At 36.6% G+C, this 23,240-nt stretch carries 18 protein-coding genes and 1 other RNA gene; 5 read left to right on the plus strand and 14 right to left on the minus strand.

Annotated elements, in window-relative coordinates; all coding sequences use genetic code 11:
• Positions 1–99: 99 nt before the first annotated feature.
• Complete coding sequence (locus D2K40_RS10905) at positions 100–1,842, minus strand: methyl-accepting chemotaxis protein (protein WP_117155861.1); 1,743 nt, start codon at positions 1,840–1,842, stop codon at positions 100–102.
• 221 nt (positions 1,843–2,063) lie between these two features.
• Between D2K40_RS10905 and D2K40_RS10910 the strand changes: the two genes are divergently transcribed.
• A complete protein-coding gene (locus tag D2K40_RS10910) occupies positions 2,064–3,512 on the plus strand; it encodes an aldehyde dehydrogenase family protein (protein WP_117155863.1) in 1,449 nt (482 codons plus the stop codon).
• A 401-nt stretch (positions 3,513–3,913) separates the two neighbouring features.
• Here D2K40_RS10910 and ssrA read toward each other — a convergent pair.
• Positions 3,914–4,252, minus strand: a transfer-messenger RNA (tmRNA) gene (gene ssrA / locus D2K40_RS10915).
• A 151-nt stretch (positions 4,253–4,403) separates the two neighbouring features.
• Complete coding sequence (gene smpB / locus D2K40_RS10920; protein WP_117155865.1) at positions 4,404–4,868, minus strand: SsrA-binding protein SmpB; 465 nt, start codon at positions 4,866–4,868, stop codon at positions 4,404–4,406.
• Positions 4,869–5,005: 137 nt separating this feature from the next.
• Here smpB and D2K40_RS10925 point away from each other — a divergent pair, with 137 nt between their 5' ends.
• Positions 5,006–5,872, plus strand: coding sequence for an N-acetyltransferase (locus D2K40_RS10925; RefSeq protein WP_117155867.1), 867 nt, complete (start codon positions 5,006–5,008; stop codon positions 5,870–5,872).
• A 50-nt stretch (positions 5,873–5,922) separates the two neighbouring features.
• Here the strand turns inward: D2K40_RS10925 and rnr are convergent, their stop codons facing one another.
• The 3 genes from rnr to secG form a co-directional block, all read right to left on the minus strand.
• Positions 5,923–8,238 (minus strand): ribonuclease R, encoded by a 2,316-nt coding sequence (rnr, locus tag D2K40_RS10930; protein WP_117155869.1) that lies wholly within the window; start codon positions 8,236–8,238, stop codon positions 5,923–5,925.
• A gap of 44 nt (positions 8,239–8,282) precedes the next feature.
• Positions 8,283–9,026: an alpha/beta hydrolase gene (locus D2K40_RS10935; RefSeq protein WP_117155871.1), complete on the minus strand. Its 744-nt coding sequence runs from the start codon at positions 9,024–9,026 to the stop codon at positions 8,283–8,285.
• 165 nt (positions 9,027–9,191) lie between these two features.
• Positions 9,192–9,422, minus strand: a complete 231-nt coding sequence (secG, locus tag D2K40_RS10940) for a preprotein translocase subunit SecG (protein WP_117155873.1) — start codon at positions 9,420–9,422, stop codon at positions 9,192–9,194.
• Positions 9,423–9,590: 168 nt separating this feature from the next.
• Between secG and D2K40_RS10945 the strand changes: the two genes are divergently transcribed.
• From D2K40_RS10945 to ptsP, 3 genes are all read left to right on the plus strand, one after another.
• A complete protein-coding gene (locus D2K40_RS10945; RefSeq protein ID WP_117155875.1) occupies positions 9,591–10,520 on the plus strand; it encodes an alpha/beta hydrolase in 930 nt (309 codons plus the stop codon).
• A gap of 276 nt (positions 10,521–10,796) precedes the next feature.
• Positions 10,797–11,066 carry a phosphocarrier protein HPr gene (locus tag D2K40_RS10950; protein ID WP_117155877.1) on the plus strand — a complete coding sequence of 90 codons (270 nt, stop codon included), beginning with the start codon at positions 10,797–10,799 and terminating at the stop codon, positions 11,064–11,066.
• Between the two features lie 6 nt (positions 11,067–11,072).
• Positions 11,073–12,788, plus strand: a complete 1,716-nt coding sequence (gene ptsP / locus D2K40_RS10955; protein ID WP_117155879.1) for a phosphoenolpyruvate--protein phosphotransferase — start codon at positions 11,073–11,075, stop codon at positions 12,786–12,788.
• Positions 12,789–12,830: 42 nt separating this feature from the next.
• On the opposite strand, the gene D2K40_RS10960 is transcribed toward ptsP, so the two are convergent.
• The 8 genes from D2K40_RS10960 to D2K40_RS10995 form a co-directional block, all read right to left on the minus strand.
• Positions 12,831–14,867: an iron ABC transporter permease gene (locus D2K40_RS10960; protein WP_373285573.1), complete on the minus strand. Its 2,037-nt coding sequence runs from the start codon at positions 14,865–14,867 to the stop codon at positions 12,831–12,833.
• A gap of 18 nt (positions 14,868–14,885) precedes the next feature.
• On the minus strand, positions 14,886–15,890 hold the full coding sequence (locus D2K40_RS10965) for an ABC transporter substrate-binding protein (protein ID WP_117155883.1): 1,005 nt from the start codon (positions 15,888–15,890) through the stop codon (positions 14,886–14,888).
• 222 nt (positions 15,891–16,112) lie between these two features.
• Positions 16,113–17,402: a phosphopyruvate hydratase gene (gene eno, locus D2K40_RS10970; protein WP_117155885.1), complete on the minus strand. Its 1,290-nt coding sequence runs from the start codon at positions 17,400–17,402 to the stop codon at positions 16,113–16,115.
• Between the two features lie 31 nt (positions 17,403–17,433).
• Positions 17,434–18,972, minus strand: coding sequence for a 2,3-bisphosphoglycerate-independent phosphoglycerate mutase (gene gpmI, locus D2K40_RS10975; protein WP_117155887.1), 1,539 nt, complete (start codon positions 18,970–18,972; stop codon positions 17,434–17,436).
• Positions 18,969–19,727 carry a triose-phosphate isomerase gene (gene tpiA, locus D2K40_RS10980; RefSeq protein ID WP_117155889.1) on the minus strand — a complete coding sequence of 253 codons (759 nt, stop codon included), beginning with the start codon at positions 19,725–19,727 and terminating at the stop codon, positions 18,969–18,971. The genes gpmI and tpiA overlap by 4 nt, the downstream gene beginning before the upstream one ends.
• Positions 19,728–19,747: 20 nt before the next feature.
• Positions 19,748–20,929 (minus strand): phosphoglycerate kinase, encoded by a 1,182-nt coding sequence (locus D2K40_RS10985; protein ID WP_117155891.1) that lies wholly within the window; start codon positions 20,927–20,929, stop codon positions 19,748–19,750.
• Positions 20,930–21,070: 141 nt separating this feature from the next.
• Positions 21,071–22,078: a type I glyceraldehyde-3-phosphate dehydrogenase gene (gene gap / locus D2K40_RS10990; protein WP_117155893.1), complete on the minus strand. Its 1,008-nt coding sequence runs from the start codon at positions 22,076–22,078 to the stop codon at positions 21,071–21,073.
• Positions 22,079–22,111: 33 nt separating this feature from the next.
• Complete coding sequence (locus D2K40_RS10995; protein ID WP_117155895.1) at positions 22,112–23,140, minus strand: sugar-binding transcriptional regulator; 1,029 nt, start codon at positions 23,138–23,140, stop codon at positions 22,112–22,114.
• Positions 23,141–23,240: the final 100 nt, after the last annotated feature.

Here is a 23,240-nt window from a genome sequence, read left to right on the forward strand (position 1 = left end):
TAAAGGCAACGACCTAATTTTAGGGCGTTGCCTTTTTTGTAGATTTTGACTCGTCTGAACCATTATGCGTTTGAAATAGTAATGATGAAATCTACTCTCTTACTCAAGTTTAAATGTATTTACAATTTCACTTAGTTCTTCTGCCATATTAGATAGTGCAACAGAAGATGCTGCGATTTCTTCCATTGAAGCATTTTGCTCTTCTGATGCGGCTGCCACTGTTTGGATCTCCCCAGCAGATTGCATGACAATATCAGCTGTTTCCTCACTAGTTTTTACCATCTGACTTGCGCCAGTGCTCATGTTATTAACGAATTCTAATACTTCTTTTGTCATTATAACAATTTCGTGAGTAGATGACTCAATTGCATCAAATTCTTTACCTGTTAATTCAATTGTCTTTTTCCCGTCGCTTACAGAGGTCTCACTTTCTTTCATCATTTGAACAGATTGCTTAATTCCTGCTTGAATCTTAGTGATTAGGCTTTGAATTTCACTTGCAGATTGATTTGATTGTTCTGCCAATTTCCTTACTTCATCAGCAACAACAGAGAATCCTTTTCCATGCTCTCCAGCTCTTGCTGCTTCAATAGCTGCATTTAAAGCTAATAGATTCGTTTGTTCAGCAATTCCAGTAATTAAGTTAACAATGTCGCCAATCTTTGTAGATTGCTCACCTAGCTCATGAATAGCTGATGAGACATTTGCCGTCTTAGATTGTATTTGATCCATTTTTTTTGCGCTATCAACAATTCCATCTTTACCGCGGGTGACTTTCTTTGTCGACTCCTGTGCAGAATGATTCACTTGATCAATATTTTTTTCAATATTTGTAATACTCTCTGCAATGGATGCAACGACTCCTTTAGAATCCTGAGCTATTTGACTTTGGGCGTCTGAACTTTCAGATACAGATTGAATAGATGATGCGACCTGTTCTGTTGCTTTACTCGTTTCTTCAGAGCTAGCAGTTAATTGCTGTGAAGAAGCCGCTAGTGTATGTGAAAAGTTGGCTATCTTCGCAACCATGCCAGCCAAGTTATTTTTCATTATATTTAGGCTCTCTGCTAAACTTTGAATTTCATCACTACGTTTAAAATTAATATCTTTCATACTTAAATTATTTTCACTTAACTTTAATAAATAATTTTTAATCAAGTTTATCGGCTTTGCAATATGATTAGCAAACAAATAAGAGACAATAATTCCAATTACTAGTGCTAATGCTGTTGTTATAATTACAGTCCAGAGAATGTCTTGTGACCCCTTATTAAAATCTTCCGTATATGACCCGGCTGTTACAACCCAGCCCCAGTTAGGATCAATTTCGTTATACATTATTTTATCGCCAACGCGATCAGGATCATTTGGGAAAGCCCACGAGTATGTAGTAAACCCACCACCGGCTTGTGCAGCTTCAATTTGATCTTGTACTAAATATTGACCATCTTTATCTTGTACGTCCCATACGTTCTGACCTTCGATTGTTGGATGAGCAACCTCTAATCCTTCTTGATCATAAATAGCAAAGTATCCATTTTTTCCAAGATCTATATCTTGATTGATTGGACGAGTGCCATCTTCTCTCATTTCACCAAGCAAATAAACTTTCACTTGTTCTTGTGCCTCATCCAACGTCATATTTCCGTCTTCAACTTGTGAATTCATGGAGTCAATGAGTTGTAACGCCATAGTTACGGCGTTTTTAATTGTTGTTTCTCCTGAATCGTTTAAATGATTACTAGCTGATTGGTAGCTTATCATCCCAATTGTTATACTTGGAATCATCAATAGTAGAATTGTCATAAGTAATAATTTTCTTCTTAAATTAAAAGACTTCATGATGTTTTCCCCTTCTAAATAGACTGTATTTCAACACTGTGTTTTATATCGACAAAAAACGAGGTTTGTTAATGGGAATATTTAAAACTCAGTGCATTTTGGGGTTCTGCTATAAATTCACGAGTTAATTTTCATGCTCATAATTTGCAATTTTATGATGTTTAACTTCCAAAATTTTCGTCTAAACAAACTATATAATCTATCTATTGGAGGCGAGTGAATTGAGTAGTTCAATTTTCAAAAAACAATATATCAATGGAAAATGGGAAGAAGCATCAAGCGATTCCGTAGTTAAAGATTATAACCCTTATACTGAGGCTGAGATTACAACGATACAATCAGCTGACGCGTCCGATGTCAAAAAAGCGTATCAAGCAGCTGAAAGTGCGCAGTTAGATTGGGAACAAACTGCACCAGCAAGAAAACAGACTTACTTGCACAATTTATTAGACCTTTTTGAGAGACGTAAAGAGGAGATCATTGACTGGCTTGTGACTGAATCTGGAAGTACTAAGATAAAAGCTAGTGTTGAGTACGATATATGTTATGAAGTGATTAAAGAAGCTCATTCCTTGCCAACACGAATGACAGGTTCAATTTTACCTTCAAACACTCCTGGAAAAGAAAATTTTGTCTATCGAAATCCTAAAGGGGTAATTGGAATAATCGGACCGTGGAATTTCCCGTTATATTTAACAATGCGTTCTGTTGCTCCAGCTGTTGCGACGGGTAATACTGTTGTAATCAAGCCTGCATCAGATACACCTGTTACTTCTGGTCTACTAATTGCATCATTGTTTGAAGAAGCCGGCTTTCCAAAAGGAGTAGTTAATGTTGTTGTAGGAAGAGGATCAGTAATTGGTGATTCTGTTGTGACAGATCCGACACCATCAACAATTTCTTTTACTGGCTCTACAGAAGTTGGAAGTCATATAGCACAGTTGGCTGGTAAGGATATAAAAGATACTGCTTTAGAGCTTGGTGGTAATAATGCTATGGTTGTTTTAGATGATGCAGATGTTGATAAAGCTGTAGAAGCTGCTGTTTTTGGTAAGTATCTACACCAAGGGCAAATTTGTATGGCAATCAACCGAATAATTGTGGATGAAAGTGTCCATGATGAATTTGTTAAAAAATTTACTGAAGCAGCACAACAATTAAAAGTTGGAGATCCAAAACAAGAAGACACACTCATAGGCCCACTAATTAATAATGATCAAGTCAAACGTGTTTTAGAGGATGTCGCAAAAGCAAAAGAAGAAGGCGCAACTGTTATGAAGACCGGAAAGGTTGAAGGAAATCTATTAGAGCCAATCGTATTATCAAACGTCACAAATGATATGACAATAGCACAGAATGAAATCTTTGGTCCAGTTGCAGCAATTATTAAAGTAAAAGACGAAAAAGCTGCTATTCACGTTGCCAATGCCACACCATATGGTTTAAGTGGCTCAGTCTTTACAAGTGATCGCTGGCGCGGATTAGAAGTAGCTAAAAAGGTTCACACAGGTATGATTCACGTAAATGATCAATCTGTTAACGATGAGCCACATGTGGCCTTTGGTGGTGAAAAGCATTCAGGCCTAGGCAGATTTGGTGGAAGCTGGGCATTAGATAAGTTCACAACAGAAAAATGGATTAGTGTTCAGAGTAAATATAGAGAATTTTAGGTATAAAAAATGTTAGGCACCATTAAGTGTGTCTAACGTTTTTTCTATATTCTAATTCAATCATGGTTATTGAAAAAAAGACAAAATAAAAACCACCAATTATGTATTGGTGGAGACGGTGGGACGTGCTATTCCATACTCTCGCATGGCACTGACTATATCTTGAACCTTGTAGTAATTCAAAGGTCCTTCGGCGTATTATGCGAAATGTATTTTTACCTATAAGGTAGGATTTCGCATCCTAGTACTACCAATCACTTGGCAGCCTATAAGTCGATACACGGCTGTTGGATTACTCCACATACCGCTCGGCATTGCCATATCACACGTATATGTGACTTAGGTTTCACCGATAAAGCCGAATTATCACTTATGTGTTGCCACATAAGGCGACTAATTACTAATCGAACCCACGTCCAGAGATATTGCCACTCAGGCGTCTACATGCGTAGTTGATATATTATATTTCACTCGCTATTCGGCCTATCAACAGGCTTCCTAGGAGCTAATCTGATTAGTCTCTTCTAAACATCCTCAGATGGTGGATGTCAGCGTATCCCGCTTAATTTGAGACCCTTCAATCTACCACACGGGCGATGATAGGAAGGATCCTTTAGAGCTACTTACGCAGCTGCTAAAGAGAAATTGTTTTCTTTGCCAGTTATTATTGGCGAGTAACGTTTTACGAGCCGTAACCTCGACACGCAACCTGAGCTCAATCTACCCCTGTCGAATCCGTAACGTCCCCATGTAAGAGGAACAAAACGAATATGGCTAGAAAAAGCCTATATCATATTTTGTTGTTTGTTAATTTAACACAGTTATTATTATAACAAATTACCGAGAAATATCAAGTATACCGCAAAGGTAATTACTTACAAAATTATTAACTCAATAATTATCCTTTAAGGCACGAGCCATATCCCGCTTCGCTTGTTTCTGTTTTAAATCTTCTCGTTTATCGAATTTTCGCTTCCCTTTACCAAGTCCAATTAAAATTTTTGCAACACCATTTTTAATATACATCTTTAATGGAACCAACGCATAACCAGCTTGTTGTGTTTCACCAATTAATTTATCGATTTCTTTGCGGTGCAATAATAACTTTCTTGTACGTGTTGGTTCATGATTGAACTGATTCCCTTGTTCATAGGTAGAAACATGCAAATTGTATAATAATGCTTCTCCTCGTTCAATTCTAGCGAAACTATCTTTCATGTTTACACGACCTGCTCGAATCGATTTAATTTCAGTTCCTTTTAATACTAAACCAGCTTCAAAAGTTTCTTCTATAAAAAAATCATGATTTGCTTTACGATTTTGGGCAATAATTTTGCCGTTACTCCCTTTTGGCATGACAACTTCCTCCTCTAACTACGTGTCATATATTTTAACAGTTAAACGGATGCGTGGCAACGCTTAGCAATGGACAAGACTTGTTTTATTATGCGATTATATAAAAAGACATAAAAGTACGAAGGGAGTTTTTTTTATTGCTACAACAATCAACAACATTGATTAGAAAATTGAGCCTCAATGATAAATTAACTGTTCAACAACTACAAACAAATATAGAAGATGATTATGTCATCAAAATTTTCCCAGATTTAGTTCAATCTAAAATGCATGCTGTTTACGGACTATTTGAGAATGACACGTTAATCACAATAGCCGGTTATTCATTGTTTCCTGGAGGATACGCAATGCTTGGTCGCTTACGAAGTGACATTCGCTATCATGCTAAAGGATATGCAACAAAAATCCTTAACTTTATTATAGAAGACTTGAAAACTAAGCCTTATATTAATTGGATTGGTGGTAATACGAATATACATAATCATGCCGCTAGACGTGTTTTGGATAAATTGGAATTGGATGAAATTAAAACATTGCATTCCTTATCAGTAAAAGATGCTAACAAGCTTAACGGTACACCTGGTGATATTTGGGGTGCAATTACTTCTATAGCAAAAAAGCGTGAGGTATTGACAGCTTATGTTAATCATAATGTAATAGACGTTTATCCATATGAATGCTATTATCCCTTTCCTTTCACACAAGAACTCGTATCAGATCAACACCTAGCGGAATCAACATTTTACCTAAACCCAACAAAAGACCGCTTAATGATTATAAAAAATGATCAAAAACGCGAGTGGTTTGCGCAAGTAAAATATTTTTGGAATGATCACTTTGAACAGCCAGGATTTTGGGAAACAGTTTATCACTACATTGAGAATAATCCAGATCAACCACGTCCATGGTTAGATTTCTCTGATCAAGGTTTTAAACAAATTCCGGATTACGATGCATTTGACTTATCTGATGGTTGGATACTTCATGGGAATTGGATTAATTAGTTCTCAATCAAAAAAGGCTGTTCATTGCAAAACAGCCTTTTTTCTTTAGCTTACTTTTTCTTCTTTTTGTTTTTCTTCGTTTTTGTTGCTTTAGGTGGTTTCATTTTTCCTTTTGCTTTTGGTTTTCCTTTACCTTTATCTTTATCTTTACCTTTACCATTCGTCTTCTCAGTCTTTCTACGATCATTACGATTGAATTGACTATCATTCGTTGGACGAGCTTTTCTTGGCTTCATTCCAACAACTTCAAAATCAACTGCACGTTCTTCGATATTTACAGCTGCTACCTTAATTGTAATGACATCACCTATACGGAAAATTGTGCCTGTACGTTCCCCAATCATTGCATAGGAACGTTCATCAAAATGATAGTAATCATCCGTTAGATAACTGACATGTACAAGTCCTTCAACTGTGTTTTCTAACTCAACAAATAACCCAAAATTTGTTACGGAGCTTATAACACCTTCAAATTCTTCACCAATTTTATCTTGCATAAATTCAGCTTTCTTCAAATCATCTGTTTCGCGCTCTGCATCAACAGCAGCACGCTCTTTTTCTGAAGCATGCTTTGCGATTTCTGGCATTCTTTCTTTCCAATGGCGCTGTGTTTTAGAATCCAACTGCTTATTAACTAAATAGGTTCTAATTAGACGGTGAACAATTAAATCTGGATAACGTCTAATTGGCGAAGTGAAATGTGTATAAAACTCAGTAGCTAAACCAAAGTGTCCAATACTTTCTGGATCATATTTCGCTTGTTTCATAGAACGCAGCATTAATTTAGAAATAATCATTTCTTCTTGTTCACCCTGCACTCTTTCTAAAAGCTTTTGCAGTGCTTGTGGATGGATTTCGTTCGCTGTACCTTTTACTGCATAACCTAATGTACCGACAAATTCGAAGAAGCTTTGTAATTTGGATTCATCTGGATCCTCGTGAATACGGTGAATAAAAGGCACATCCATCCAATGAAAGTGTTCTGCGATTGTTTCATTTGCCGCTAACATAAACTCTTCAATTAATCGCTCAGCAACAGAACGTTCTCGAATGGCAACATCCATTGCTTTCCCATCCTCATCGACAATTACTTGTGCCTCTTTAAAGTCAAAGTCAATAGCTCCACGCCCAAAACGCTTCCCGCGTAAAACTTCTGCAAGCTTTTCCATATCCTCAAACATAGGGACAAGCTCTTGATAGCGTGAACGGACCTCTTCATTTTTATCGACTAAGATTTTGTTAACATCAGAATAGGTCATTCTCTCATTTGTTCGAATTACACTTTGAAATATATCATGATTAACTACTTCACCCTGTGCATTGATTTCCATTTCACAACCTAATGTAAGTCGATCGACTTGTGGATTTAATGAACATATCCCGTTAGACAAACGGTGTGGAATCATTGGAATAACACGGTCAACGAGATACACGCTGGTTGCTCGATCAAATGCTTCTTGATCAATTGGTGAGTTTTCTTCCACATAATACGATACATCTGCAATATAGACACCTAATTTATAGTTTCCATTGTCTAACTTTTTAACAGTTACGGCATCATCTAAGTCTTTCGCGTCTGCTCCATCAATAGTGACGATTGTTTCTTCACGAAGGTCACGTCTATTTTCTATCTCAGACTCATCTATTGTTTCTGGTACTTGACTTGCATGTTCCAGAACCTCTTCTGGAAAATCAACTGCAATGCCATGTTTATAAATAATTGAAATAATATCCATACCAGGATCATTCTTATGACCTAATATTTCAGTAATTTCACCTTCCGCACTCATACGCGCTTCAGGGAACTTCGTAATATTCACAATTACCTTATGCCCAGAAACTGCCCCGTTTGCAGCATTTTTGGGAATAAAAATATCATTTGGAATTCGTTTATCATCTGCAATCACAAAACCAAAGTTACCATTGTCCTCATATGTTCCAATTAAACTTGTAGTAGCACGTTCTAATATCCGAATAACAACACCCTCTGGACGTTTGCCAAACTCATCTCTACCATCAATACGTACTAGGACAATGTCATTATTCATTGCAGATTGTAGATCAGCATGATTAATGTATACATCGTCTTGTTCCTCATCTTCCGGTATTAAAAAAGCAAATCCTTTGGCATGCATTTGAATACGACCTCGGATTAGATTCATTCGTTCTGGTACACCATACCGATTTTTTCTTGTTTTAACGAGCTTACCCTTATCTTCTAATTCATTTAACATTTTTACTAGTATTTTGAACTGATCAACATCTTGAATCTCTAATACCTCTTCAATCTCCTTCACGCTTAGAGGTTTCGTTGCTTCTTCTTCAAAATACTGCATAATTGTCTCTTTCATTATTTCTTGATTCATTCTTTCACCCTCTTTCTATTGGAACAGTCTATTCTTATTATGGATCAAGACCAATCCAACGATTCTAAAAATTGATAAATATCTTCATGAACTTCTTCTTTCTTATTCCCTAAAGTAATTGCATGTCCTGCATTTTCATACCATTTAATTTCTTTTTGATCACATTCAACATGGTCATAAATATAAGTCGCGCTCTTCGTATTAATCATTTGATCATCTTTTGCTTGAATAACAAGTGTTGGTGTATAGATGTGGTCTATATGATTTTTAACATCTGTAATTAGTTCACCTAACTGATGAAATAATTCTGGTGATTGATCAACTAACGCCTGGACTTCATGTTCAATCGTTTCTCTATCTTTTCCTTCCACTTCTTTATATTGTGTTGAAAAGATTTTAAAGCCTTTAGTTAACTGTGTTTCATTATCAAAAAACATCGGCGTACACATAGGAATAATACCCTTAATTGCTTCTGAGTAAGCTAACTTTAACCCAAGCACTCCACCCAAGGAGAGACCTGCTACTGCAATTTTTTGATACCCCATATCCTTCAATTCATTAAAAGCATTTTGAACATCTTCCCACCACTCTGTTGCGCTTACATCAAGTAGATCTTCCGGTGCCTTTCCATGCCCACGATAAATGGGAGCATGTGTCGTATAACCTTTCTTTTGTAGGAATCTTCCTAACATACGAACATCTGCTGTATGCCCAGTAAACCCATGTAATAGTAATACCGCACGTTCCCCTTCTTCAAACGTAAACGGTTGTGGTTTTTTTATCTGCATATTCCTCTTCCATCCTTTCTGCTTACCTTGTATCTAATATGTATGATGGATTAATCTTATCAAATTAAAACATATCTTTCACAAATACTGCCTAGTGATCCAACATGAATAAACAAAACCCCCTCACTAACTTATTAGTAGTAAGGGGGTTTACCGTTTTCTAACTTATAAAACATAAGCAACTGCAAATGTAAGTACAAACAATAAAACAGCCGCTACAATTGTAGCATTGTGCAATACTGCATCAATACCACGTGCTTTTTGTTTTCCAAATAATTGTTCTGCACCACCAGATATAGCACCTGATAGTCCAGCACTTTTCCCTGATTGTAACAAAACTAAAACAATAAGTGCTATAGCATCAATAATTAATAATGTAATCGCAACTCCTTGCATGGTTGCAGACACCTCCTATTACACACACTAATACGTAATCTAAATGTAGCATAAACATCTAGTTTTCTCAAGTAAATTTTACTAGTTTGATGTTATTATCATGACAAACCTGTTTCGCATGCGCTACAATAGAGATAGCGTTTACTAAAAGGTGAGGTGGGAAATCTTATGAAACATGCAGATTGGATAGAAATAGACGACAAAAATTCTATCTACTTCCAAAAATGGGAACACCCTAGTAATGAACAGAAAAAAGCAGTTTTACAAATTTCACACGGTATGGCTGAACATGTTGATCGATATGATGAATTTGCAAATTTTTTAATGGATCATGGTTTTATTGTTTACGGAAATGATCATAGAGGACATGGACAAACCGGAAAAAAACATGGGGTTGGCTATTTTGATGAAGTAAATGGATTCGAGAAAGCTACAAATGATTTACTCACTGTGACCGAAGAGATAAAAAAGCAACATCCGACTCTACCTATCTTCTTGTTTGGCCATAGTATGGGTTCTTTTTTAGTCAGAAACTATCTTACAAAACAATCAGATTATTTATCTGGTGTGATTCTGTCTGGAACTGGATCTGAACCTCAAGCCTTAACCAAAACTGTAAAGTTATTAGCAAAATGGCAAATATCAATAAAAGGGTGGGATCAACCTTCTTCCTTTTTTAATAAATTAGTTTTTGGCAATTATGCACGACAATTTAAACATAGGCAAACCGATTTTGATTGGTTAAGTCGAGACCAAAACAACGTATATGACTATATTAATGACCCTGACACTGGATTCATTCCTAGTACATCTTTTTTTTACGATTTGTTTGATGGAATTGAAACGATGCAAGATCCTAAAAAAATAGACAAAATAAAAAAAGACCTTCCTTTTTTATTTATTAGCGGGACAGATGATCCTGTTGGAAAATATACTAACGGTGTTAAAAAGGCAATAGAACAATACAAGAATCAAGGCATTAAGAATATTGATTATAAATTTTACCAAGGTGCACGACATGAACTACTTAATGAAATAAATAAAAATGAGGTTATGGAAGATATTTTAAGTTGGCTAAAAAGGCATTTGAACTCTTAATGAAGAGAAGATTCTTATATTAAAATAACAGTAACCGCATACACTTTTTCACATTGTTGAAAATTGTCGATTTCCACTGTTGTTATTGGACTTCACCTTGGTATAATGGTATTCTTGAGGTGCTATAGTATAGAAAGAATGATTACAAAACCATTTTCAAAAAGTTCAATTGTACCATTCTATATGTTTTTGGTGATTCTCTTGAATTATTGCCTAATAACAGAGTAAAATAGTACTGTAGTATACCTATTCAAAAATATTTAGGAGGTTTTTTTCATGTCAGCAGAAAAAACAATTACAATTACAGATTCAACAGGAGTACACGCTCGCCCAGCAACAGTATTGGTTAACAAAGCAGGTAGCTTTGCTTCAGATGTAACAGTAGAATATAGTGGTAAATCAGTAAACTTGAAATCAATTATGGGTGTTATGTCTCTAGGTATCCCTAAAGATGCTGAAATTAAAGTTGTTGCAAGCGGATCTGATGAGGAAGAAGCGATTGAAGCAATTTATGAAGTAATTAAAAAAGAAGGACTAGGGGAGTAATTATTAATGAGTAATATTAGTGGGATTGCAGCATCGAGTGGGATTGCTATTGCAAAAGCATATAAATTAGCAGCTCCCGACCTTTCTTTCGATAAAAAGAAAGTGGAAGATGTGGAATCAGAAGTAAAACGCTTAAGTCAAGCACTCGAAACTTCTAAAGAAGAGTTAGAAAAAATAAAATCAAATGCACGGAAAACGTTAGGCGATGAACATGCTGAAATTTTCTCTGCACATTTACTTGTTTTAAGTGATCCAGAGTTAATTAATCCGATTGAAGACAAGATCAAAACGGATAATGTTAATGCAGAATTTGCACTTAATGAAACAGCTACTATGTTCATTGATATGTTTAAAGCCATGGAAAATGAATACATGCGTGAACGTGCTGCTGACATCCAAGATGTAACCAAGCGTGTAATGGCACACTTATTAAATGTAACATTTCCAGACCCCGCTTTGATTGATGAAGAAGTAATTATTATTGCTGAAGACCTTACTCCTTCTGATACAGCACAATTAAATAAACAATTTGTAAAAGGGTTTACTACCAATATTGGTGGACGTACTTCTCACTCAGCGATTATGGCTCGTTCGTTAGAAATTCCAGCTGTGGTTGGAACAAAAACGATTACTTCTGATGCAAAAGAAGGCGATGTTGTAATTATTGATGGGATTGACGGTGTAGTTATTCTAAATCCTAGTGACGAAGAAATAGCTACTTACAAACAGAAACAAGCTGATTTCGAGAAACAAAAACAAATATGGGCACAATTAAAAGATGAGCCAACTGTCTCTTCTGATGGAGAACATGTTGAACTTGTTGCAAACATTGGTACACCTGATGACGTTGCAGGTATTATTAACAATGGTGGCGAAGGTGTTGGTCTTTATCGTACAGAGTTTCTTTATATGGGTAAAAGTGAACTTCCTACAGAAGACGAGCAATTTGAAGCTTATTCATCTGTCTTAGAACAAATGGGTGACAAACCAGTTGTTGTTCGTACACTTGATATCGGTGGAGATAAGGAACTTAGCTATTTAGATTTACCAAAAGAAATGAATCCATTTTTAGGATTCCGTGCTATTCGTCTATGCCTAGAGCGTGACGATATTTTCCGTACACAGTTACGCGCACTTTTACGTGCTAGTACATATGGGAATCTCAAAATTATGTTCCCTATGATTGCGACGTTAAATGAGTTCCGTCAAGCTAAAGTATTATTAGAAGAAGAAAAAGCAAAATTGAAAAATGAAGGTGTCACTGTTTCAGAGGATATTGAAGTTGGTATCATGGTAGAAATCCCTTCAACAGCTGTAATTGCTCGTCAATTCGCTAAAGAAGTTGATTTCTTCAGTATTGGTACGAATGATTTAATCCAATATACAATGGCTGCTGACCGTATGAACGAACATGTATCTTATTTATACCAACCTTATCACCCTGCTATCTTAAACCTTGTAAACAATGTTATAGAAGCAGCGCACGCAGAAGGCAAATGGGCCGGTATGTGTGGTGAAATGGCTGGTGACTCAATCGCAATTCCGATACTGTTAGGTCTTGGATTAGATGAGTTTAGTATGAGTGCCACTTCAATTCTTCCAGCACGTACACAAATTAAAGATTTATCTAAGAAAGAACTTGCTACTTTCAAAGATGAACTACTAAGCATGGGTACTGCTGACGAAGTAGAAGCTTTCGTTCGCGAAAAAACAAATCAATAAATAACAAAAAATTCTCGATCTAATTCAATAGATCGAGAATTTTTATTTTCCTTTAATTTTATTTGATCGATGCATTAAAAACAAAAAGTATGGAGCACCAATAATTGCTACGATGATACCTGATGGTATTTCTTTCGGTACAAATAAAGTTCTACTAAGTATATCAGCAAATAATAGCAATGCAGCGCCTAATAGAGCTGTAGTTGGTAAGAGATGTTTTTGACTAGGTCCGAGCATAATTCTAGCTAAGTGTGGGGCAATTAAGCCAACAAAACCAATTGAACCAACAGCAGCAACACTGGAAGCCGCTAATAAGGAAGCCCAAAATGCTAATTGGAATCGCGTTTGTGTCACCTTTAACCCTAATCCCTTTGCTGTATCATCTCCTAGAGATAACGTGTTAATTTTTTTGAATTGAAGAGCTAATATTGGTGTAATTAACACTAATGGACCAATTAAATAAGTGAAAAACTCTGACCAACTTTTAGCATATGTGCTACCTGATAACCAAGTTAATGCGGAGGCAACTGCCATATCTGCCTCAACTACCAATATTTGTATAACGGCAGAGCCAAATGCTGACACACCTATTCCTAATAAAGCCAACAAGGATGGCTGAAATTGGGTGCGATATGCTAATGCCATGACAACAAGAAAAGCTAGTAAGGCACCAACAAATGCTCCGATTGGCACAAATATTGCTGAAAATCCTGAAACATATAAGACGAGTAATGCCCCTACACCTGCACCTGAGGTAATTCCAATAACAGATGGATCTGCTAACGGATTTCGAAGTACACCTTGAAATATAAAACCGCTAATCGCAAGAAGTGCCCCACTCACTGCTGCAACTAAAAGTCGTGGTAAACGCAGATTTATAATAAAGTTTTGTAGTGACTCATTTTCTAAGCCCAGTGTTGCTCTAGCACTATTTAATAATTGTATACCACTATTTCCTGTAGACACCCCAATGATTAATAGAACAATTAAAGCAGTAATTAGCAGCATAACAAGTAACCGTGATGAAATACGTAGGTTAACTTTTCCTGCTAAGATTGTACTTGTATTTTCATTACTTTTTTGTTGTTGCTTACTCAATACGAGCCAAATTAGCCATGGTGCTCCAATAAATGCTGTTATTGCTCCTACTGGTAATTCAGAAAAAGATGGATCAATAATACGAGCTAAAATATCTGCACCAAGCAGTACATTTGCTCCCCATATAAATGAACCTACTATTAATAAATAGTGGTTTTGATAACCTAACAGCTTAATTAAATGAGGCGCAATCAAACCAACAAATCCAATCGGTCCAACAACACTAACAGTAACAGCAGTTAAAAAAACAGCGATTACTAGCGAAATGATTCTTAATCGCGTAACATTCTGTCCTAGTGAGGTTGCTACATCTTCTCCTAAGCGGAATGTGTCTAAAGGTTTGGCGATTAATAATGCGAACAGCATACCTACAGCAACAAATGGAAAAGCAAATTGAACACCATTCCAATTATTTTGAATTAATGTACCTGAACCCCATAAAAACAAACCTGCTGTTTCATTTTCATAAAAAATTTGTATAAGTGAAGTAAATGAAGAAAACATCATTGTAACAATCATACCGGCTAATACCATTTTCACTTGATTTGCTGTTGCTCTTCCTGCTAATAGATAGACAAGGACAGCAGTAAGGATCCCTCCTATAAAAGCAACTACTAAGCCATTATAAGCAATAGAAGCAGGAATAAAGACAGCAGAAAATATAACAGCAAAATACGAGCCAGAATGAATACCTAGTGTGCTTGCTGAGGCCAGAGCATTTTTCGTTATAGTCTGTAAAATAACACCAGATACAGCTAATGCTCCACCTGCCAATATGCCAATTACAGCACGCGGTAAGCGTAAATAACGAACCGTATGATGCCCTATAATGTCCTCTGGTAAAAATATTGCTTTAGTTACTACTGCTGGCGATAGCTGAACACTACCTTGGTTTATATGTATGAAAAGAAAAAGAACCAAAAGGAGGGTTCCACCTCCAAAGGTAAGAACCGTTTTAATTCCTTTTGGTAATTTGTTTATTGGCATATGATCACATCTCTATTGTTGAATTAATGCTTCTTTTACTTGTTCAGCAAATACTTTTGCTGAAAGAGGTCCGCCAAATGTCCAAGTATCTCCTGGTAAACCATAAGTATTACCCTCTTCAACAAATGTTAGGTTCTCCCAAGCTGGGTTCCCCGCTAATTGATTTGTGAAGATATTATCTTCTTCTTGAACAATATAAAAGAAGTTCGCGTCCTGGAAATTCTGTAGAACTTCTACACTTGTTGAATCAAAACCATAGGCTTGAAAACCTTCAGACTCGTATACATTTTCTAAACCGATATTTTCCATTATTTGAACTGCCATTGCATTATCTTTAAACAACCTTAATACTGGGTTATTATCTGAGCTATATGCTTGTGACAATACGAAATCAGAATTTTCAATTCCTGCATCAGTAATTTCTTGATTAACAGTTTCGTATACTTCATCCAGTTCACTTAGAACTTGTGCAGCTTCATCCTCTTTTTGGAGAAGTTTTGCAATTTCCTTAAATGTTGTTTTCATTTCTTCATATTGATTTCCTTCTCCCTCTCCAGGATAAGGGTTGTAAGCTAAAGTTGGTGCAATTTCTTCTAAACTATCCATTATTTCTTCATGACGAAAGCCAGCTGTAATTATAACATCTGGATTCAATTCTGCAATCGCTTCTATGTTTGGTTGCTGTCTTGTCCCGACATCAACAACATCTTCTGAAAGCTCAGGTTCAATATTGACCCAATTATGATAATTCTCGATATCTGCCATTCCAACTGGTTGAACACCCAATGCTAAAACATCTTCTGCATATACCCATTCTAACACAACTACACGCTCAGGTACCTCATCAAACTCCGTCTCACCATACATATCTTGTACTACAATAGAAGCAGATTCTGTTTCTGTTGTAGTAGAAGTATTATCAGCATTATTGTTGTCTGATTGTCCCTCATCTTCAGTTCCACAAGCCGCTAATACTAAAACAAAACTTGTTATAATTAAAAGTAGTAATTTTTTCATTCTTACATCTCCCCCTAATATTTTATGTATACTTCTTTAAATGATAAAGATTATCATTATCACCAATAATTATATTAAATAATTTTCGAATGTATGTCAATTTTTTCATTATAAAATTATATGTTTGTTTGAATAGTCCTGTTTTTTGAATCCAAATACATCTCCATCAAAAAAAGCTTACCTCTTAAGAGGCAAGCTTTTTTCACTTAGCTTTACTACTACTTATTTGTTGTTAAGGTTGTAGAAAGCAGATTTTCCAGCATAAACTGCTGTTCCAACTAATTCATCTTCAATGCGAAGAAGTTGGTTATATTTAGCTACACGGTCTGTACGAGACGGTGCACCTGTTTTGATTTGTCCAGCATTTGTTGCAACAGCGATGTCAGCGATAGTTGCATCTTCTGTTTCACCTGAACGGTGAGAAATAACAGCAGTGTAACCTGCGCGCTTAGCCATTTCGATTGCTTCGAAAGTTTCAGTAAGTGTACCGATTTGGTTAACTTTAACAAGGATTGAGTTACCTACTCCTTGCTCGATACCTTGTGCAAGACGCTTCGTGTTTGTAACGAATAAGTCATCCCCTACTAACTGAACGCGATCTCCGATACGCTCTTGAAGCATTTTGTGACCTTCCCAGTCGTTCTCATCTAAACCATCTTCAATAGAGATGATTGGGTATTTATTAACCATTTCTTCGTACCATACTGCCATTTCTTCAGAAGTACGAACAACACCTTCACCTTTTAAGTTATATTTGCCGTCTTCATAGAATTCAGAAGATGCTACGTCCATTGCAAGCATAACTTCTTCACCTGGCTTGTAACCAGCTGCTTCAATTGCTTCAATGATTGTAGAAAGTGCTTCTTCATTTGACTTAAGGTTTGGTGCGAAACCACCTTCGTCACCAACACTTGTATTGTAACCTTTTGAAGATAAAACTTTCTTCAAGCTATGGAAGATTTCAGCACCCATACGTAATGCTTCACGGAAAGTTACAGCACCTACAGGCATAACCATGAATTCTTGAATATCTACGTTGTTATCCGCATGTTCCCCACCATTAACGATATTCATCATTGGTGTTGGAAGAGTTTTAGCATTGAATCCACCTAAGTAAGTATAAAGTGGAACACCTAAGTGATCAGCAGCAGCATGTGCAGCAGCCATTGATACGCCAAGGATAGCGTTTGCTCCTAATTTACCTTTGTTTTCAGTACCATCAAGTTCAATTAAAAGTGCGTCAATTACTACTTGACGAGTAACATCTAAACCAAGAAGTTCTGGTGCGATTAATTCGTTTACGTTTTCTACTGCTTTTAGGACACCTTTACCTAAATAACGGTCTTTGTCACCATCACGTAATTCTACTGCTTCGTGCTCACCAGTAGAAGCACCACTTGGTACTAGTGCAGAACCGAATGCTCCTGATTCTGTATAAATTTCAACCTCGATTGTTGGGTTACCGCGTGAATCTAATACTTCGCGTGCATAAACATCTGTAATATATGGCATAATTTGTTTCTCTCCTTTTTCTTTTAGGTTTTTATTTTTTAATTAATGAAGTACCTGTCATTTCCTTTGGTTTTTCAACATCTAGTAAATCTAATAATGTTGGTGACAGATCTCCAAGAATACCACCATCACGTAATTCAATACCCTCTTTCGTAACAATTACTGGTACTGGATTCGTTGTATGTGCTGTCATTGGTGTACCGTCAAGTGAAACTACTTCATCAGAGTTACCATGGTCAGCTGTAATGATTGCTTGACCACCTTTTTCGAGAATCTTATCCACTACTTTACCTAGACACTCATCAACAGCTTCAATAGCTTTAATTGTTGGCTCTAACATACCAGAGTGGCCAACCATGTCTGGATTTGCAAAGTTTAAGATGATCGCATTTTGATTACCTTCATCAAGCTCTTTTAACAGAGCATCTGTTACTTCATATACACTCATTTCTGGTTGTAAGTCATATGTTGCAACTTTTGGCGAATCAATTAGAATACGCTTTTCACCTGGGAATTCTTGTTCACGTCCACCACTCATAAAGAATGTAACATGTGGATATTTCTCTGTTTCAGCAATACGCAATTGGTTTAAGTTGTTTTGAGCTAGAACTTCCCCAATAGTATTATCCAAATTAACAGGTTCATATGCTACTTCACCATCAACAGTTTCACTAAAGTTTGTTAAGCAAACAAAGTGAATGTCTTTTGGCGCTTTATTCCCACGATCAAAATCACGGAAATCCTCGTTAGCAAATGTACGTGAAATTTGAATCGCACGGTCTGGACGGAAGTTGTAAAAGATGACAGAATCGTTATCTTCAATGGTTGCTTTTGGATTACCAAATTCATCAGTTATAACTGATGGTAATACGAACTCATCGTAGATTTCATTTGCATAGGAATCTTCAACAATTGCTAATGGATCTTGGTATTTAGGACCTTCACCATAAACCATTGCATCATAAGATTTTTTAACACGATCCCAACGCTTATCTCTATCCATTGAGTAGTAACGACCTGAAATTGTTGCGAATTCACCTACACCAAGTTCAGTCATTTTTTCTTGAGCTGCTTTAATGTATTTTTTCGCTGATTTTTGACCAACATCGCGTCCGTCTAAAAATCCATGGACATAAACTTTCTTCAAGCCTTGATCAGCAGCAAGATCCAGTACAGCATATAAATGCTCAATATGACTGTGAACACCACCGTCAGATAATAAGCCAAATACATGCAATGCTTTATCATTAGCTTTTGCTTTTTCAATTGCTTTTAATAGAATTGTGTTCTCAAAAAAGTCACCTTCACGGATTGATAAATTAACGCGTGTCAAACTTTGATAAACAATTCGACCAGCACCAATATTCAAGTGACCAACTTCAGAGTTCCCCATTTGGCCTTCCGGAAGACCAACTGCTTCACCTGATGCTGTTAATTGACTATGTGGATACTTATTAAAATAGCGATCAAAGTTCGGTGTATTTGCTTGCTTTACCGCGTTCCCTTTTACTTCATCACGATCACCGTAACCGTCAAGAATAATTAGGGCTGCTAATTTGTCTTGACTCATTTTGCACCAGCCTCCACTAATTTTAAGAAAGAATCAGCTTCAAGGCTAGCTCCACCAACTAAGGCACCATCAATGTCAGATTGTGCTAATAATTCATCAACATTTGCTGGTTTAACACTACCTCCATATTGAATTCGAACAGCTTGTGCAGCATCAGTTGAAACAGCTTCTGCAACTACTATACGGATATGTGTGCAAACTTCATTGGCTTGTTCAGATGTTGCAGTTTTACCAGTTCCTATTGCCCAAATTGGCTCATAAGCAAGAATGGTTTCTTTTACTTGATCTTCAGTAAGTCCAGCTAATGCTTTTTTCACTTGATCTGCAACTAGATCCATTGTTTGGTTACTTTCACGTTGTTCTAACGTTTCACCAACACAAATGATAGGTGTTAAACCATGTTTAAAAGCAGCATGTGCTTTTTTATTAACTGTCTCATCTGTCTCTGCAAAATATTCACGGCGTTCAGAGTGTCCTAATACCACATATGATACACCAATATCTTTTAACATAGCAGGGCTTACTTCACCTGTGAATGCACCACTTTCTTCGTAATGCATGTTTTGTGCTGCAATTTCCAAATCAGTACCTGCACTTTTTTGTACAAGTTCAGATAGATAAGGGAATGGTGCACAAACAACAGACTCAACTTTATCTGCTCCTGGTACTTTATCCTTCGTATCAGCCACAAACTGAGTTGCTTCTGCTAATACTTTGTTCATTTTCCAGTTTCCTGCAATTACTTTTTTACGCATTATCAGTCACCTCGCCTATCTTATTTGTCAGTCAATGCCGCTACACCTGGAAGTACTTTACCTTCCATAAATTCTAAGGAAGCTCCTCCACCTGTAGAAATGTGATCCATTTTATCAGCAAGTTCAAACTTTTCAACAGCTGCGGCCGAATCACCGCCACCAATTACGGTATATCCATTCGTTTCTGCCAATGCTTTTGCTACTCCAATAGTACCTTTTGAGAATGGCTCTAATTCAAATACACCCATTGGTCCATTCCAAATTACTAACTTAGATTCTTTAACAAGCTTTTCGTAAGTTTCAATAGTTTTTGGACCAATATCTAATCCTTGCCAATCAGCAGGAATGTCTGTGATATCAGCAACTTTTGTGTTAGCGTCTTTAGAGAAATCATCCGCAACAATCGCGTCAACTGGCAATACCATGTTAACACCTTTGTCTTTAGCTTTTTGGATAAATTCTTTTGCTAACTCAATTTTATCTTCTTCTAAAAGAGATTGACCAATTTCATAACCTTGCGCTTTGATAAATGTATAAGAAAGTCCACCACCAATAATTAGGTTGTCAACTTTATCTAATAAATGATCAATAACACCAATCTTGTCTTTTACTTTTGCTCCACCAATAATGGCAGTAAATGGACGGTCTGGGTTTGATAATGCTTTACCAAGTACTTCAAGTTCCTTTTCTAACAAGAAACCAGCAGCAGAAGTTAAATGTTCTGCAACCCCAGCAGTTGATGCGTGCGCACGGTGTGCTGCTCCAAATGCATCATTTACATAGTAATCACCCATTTTAGCAAATTCTTTTGCTAATTCTGGATCGTTTTTTGTTTCACCTGGATTAAAGCGTACATTTTCAATTAAAACAACATCGCCATCAGCCATTGCGCCTATAGCTTTGTCTACTTCAGGACCAAAAACTTCATCTGTTTTTGTAACAGTTTGATTTAGAAGGTCGCTTAAACGCTTTGCAACAGAATCTAAACGAAGTTCTTCCACAACTTGTCCTTCTGGGCGGCCAAGGTGACTAGATAAAACAACTTTTGCTCCTTGTTTCACTAGGTACTCAATTGTTGGTACTGCTGCTTTAATACGTGTATCGTCTGTTACTTCTCCATTACTCATTGGAACGTTGAAGTCAACACGACAAAATACTTTTTTACCTTTTACATCTAAATCTTTAATTGTAAGCTTATTCATCGTTTACAACCTCCTTAGCATTTTAGATATGTACAACTTACATTCAGTAGCACATATAATCGTTTTCTTGATCATACATAATACTTGAAAATGGGAGGAGGTTTGCCCCCCTCCCATTTAACATGTCTTATCCTTTATGAATTAAAGGCCTTGTTTTTTAAGAAATGCAGCTAAGTCTACACAACGAGCAGAGTAACCCATTTCGTTATCATACCAAGATACAACTTTAACCATGTTACCTTCCATTACTAGTGTAGAAAGTGCATCTACAGTAGAAGAGTTAGTGTTACCAACGTAGTCTACAGATACAAGTGCTTCTTCACTATATCCAAGAACACCTTTCATTTTACCTTCAGATGCTTCTTTAAGTGCTGCATTTACTTCTTCTACAGTAACGTCTTTATCAAGTTCTGCAACTAAGTCAACAAGAGAACCGTCTGGAGTAGGTACACGCATAGCCATACCATTTAATTTTCCTTCTAATTCAGGAAGTACTAATGATACTGCTTTTGCAGCTCCAGTTGTTGTTGGGATAATGCTCTCAGCAGCAGCACGCGCACGACGATAGTCTTTGTGTGGCAAGTCTAAGATTTGTTGGTCATTTGTGTATGAGTGTACAGTTGTCATCATACCGCGCTTAAGACCAAAACTGTCGTTAAGTACTTTTGCAAATGGTGCTAGACAGTTTGTAGTACATGATGCATTAGAAATAATGTTATGGTTAGCAGCGTCATACTTATCTTCGTTAACACCCATAACTACAGTGATATCTTCGTTTTTAGCAGGTGCAGAAATTACTACTTTTTTCGCGCCAGCTTCGATGTGTTTTTTAGCATCGTTAGCATCAGTGAAAATACCAGTAGACTCGATTACTACTTCTACTCCAAGATCTCCCCATCCTAAGTTAGCTGGATCTCTTTCAGAAAGTACTTTAATTTCTTTTCCACCAACAACAAGGTTTGAGCCATTAACAGAAACTTCTTCAGCTAATTTCCCGTGTACAGAGTCATATTTCAAGAGATGAGCAAGCATGTTAGCATCAGTTAAATCATTAACCGCTACTACTTCTACCTCATCATTGTTTAAAGCTTGACGGAATACGTTACGGCCAATACGACCAAAACCATTAATACCTATTTTTACTGTCATTCTTGTTTCCTCCTTATATTATCTTAATTATATTTAAAGGGAAAAACCCTTTATTAACTCATTTGCAGCAGCTTCATCTGTGATTAGCACATTACTTTTTCCTTGTTTAAAATAGGAATAAATGGCTTTTGCTTTTGATTTTCCACCCGCAACAGCAATCACACAATTTATTTTAGACAAATCTTCTAATTGCATTCCTACTGTTCTAACTTTATGAATTACTTCACCTACGTTATTAAAGTAATAACCAAAAGCCTCACTAACTGCTTTACCCGTCTCAATCTTATGTAAAACATCTTTCGAGGCCTTTCGACGTTTCGCCATTGTGACAGCATCACCTATACCATGCATCACTACATCTGCTTGGCGAATTATTTGTAAAATTTCTTTTACAGAAGGTTCCTCAATGATTGACTGATAAGATTCTTCACTCAATGGGTCTGGAACATAGAGTAATCGATATTCACCATTTGCCTTTTTAGCCATCTCTGCACAAATTGTATTGGCTTGGTTCTCAACTCTTTCGCCAAGTCCACCACGTGCTGGCACAAACATACTGTTTTGGGCATACGATGCCGGACTCATCATTTCTGCGACTACAGCCATTGATGTTCCGCCCGTAACAGCGATCGTTTGATTCGATTGAATAATCGATTGCAAATAATCAACTGCTGCTTTCCCAAGTTCTTGCTTGACCCAATCATGTTCATCACTATTACCCGGAGTTATAATAACGTGATCAAGATTTAATGTACCCTTAATCTGTTGTTCTAACTCATGAAATCCAGAAAGTTCATTCATGAAATTTGCTAATTGTTGAAGTACGTCTTTTCCTGTTTTCGTTACACGCATTCCTTTTGCCGTCACTTCAATGCAAACTTGTTTGTTCAAGAAGTCAATCTCACTGCGAACAATTCTTTCTTTCATATCTATCTCTTCAGCTAAACTACGGCGACCAATTGGCTCCATCAACTGAATAAAGTGTAAGATTTTATATCTTCGCTGCATGATATTGAGTAAATCAGGGAATAATTTCTTTTGTAGATCAAGTAATGCTCGCATGATTTAACTCCTTTTCAATGATATACCAGGGATAAAAATGTCCCTACTAGTCATATCGTGTCCCGCACACAGCAAAAAAATTCCTTACAATCATTATTGT

This window comes from Paraliobacillus quinghaiensis (assembly GCF_003426025.1).
Classification (GTDB): Bacteria; Bacillota; Bacilli; order Bacillales; family Amphibacillaceae; genus Paraliobacillus_A; species Paraliobacillus_A quinghaiensis.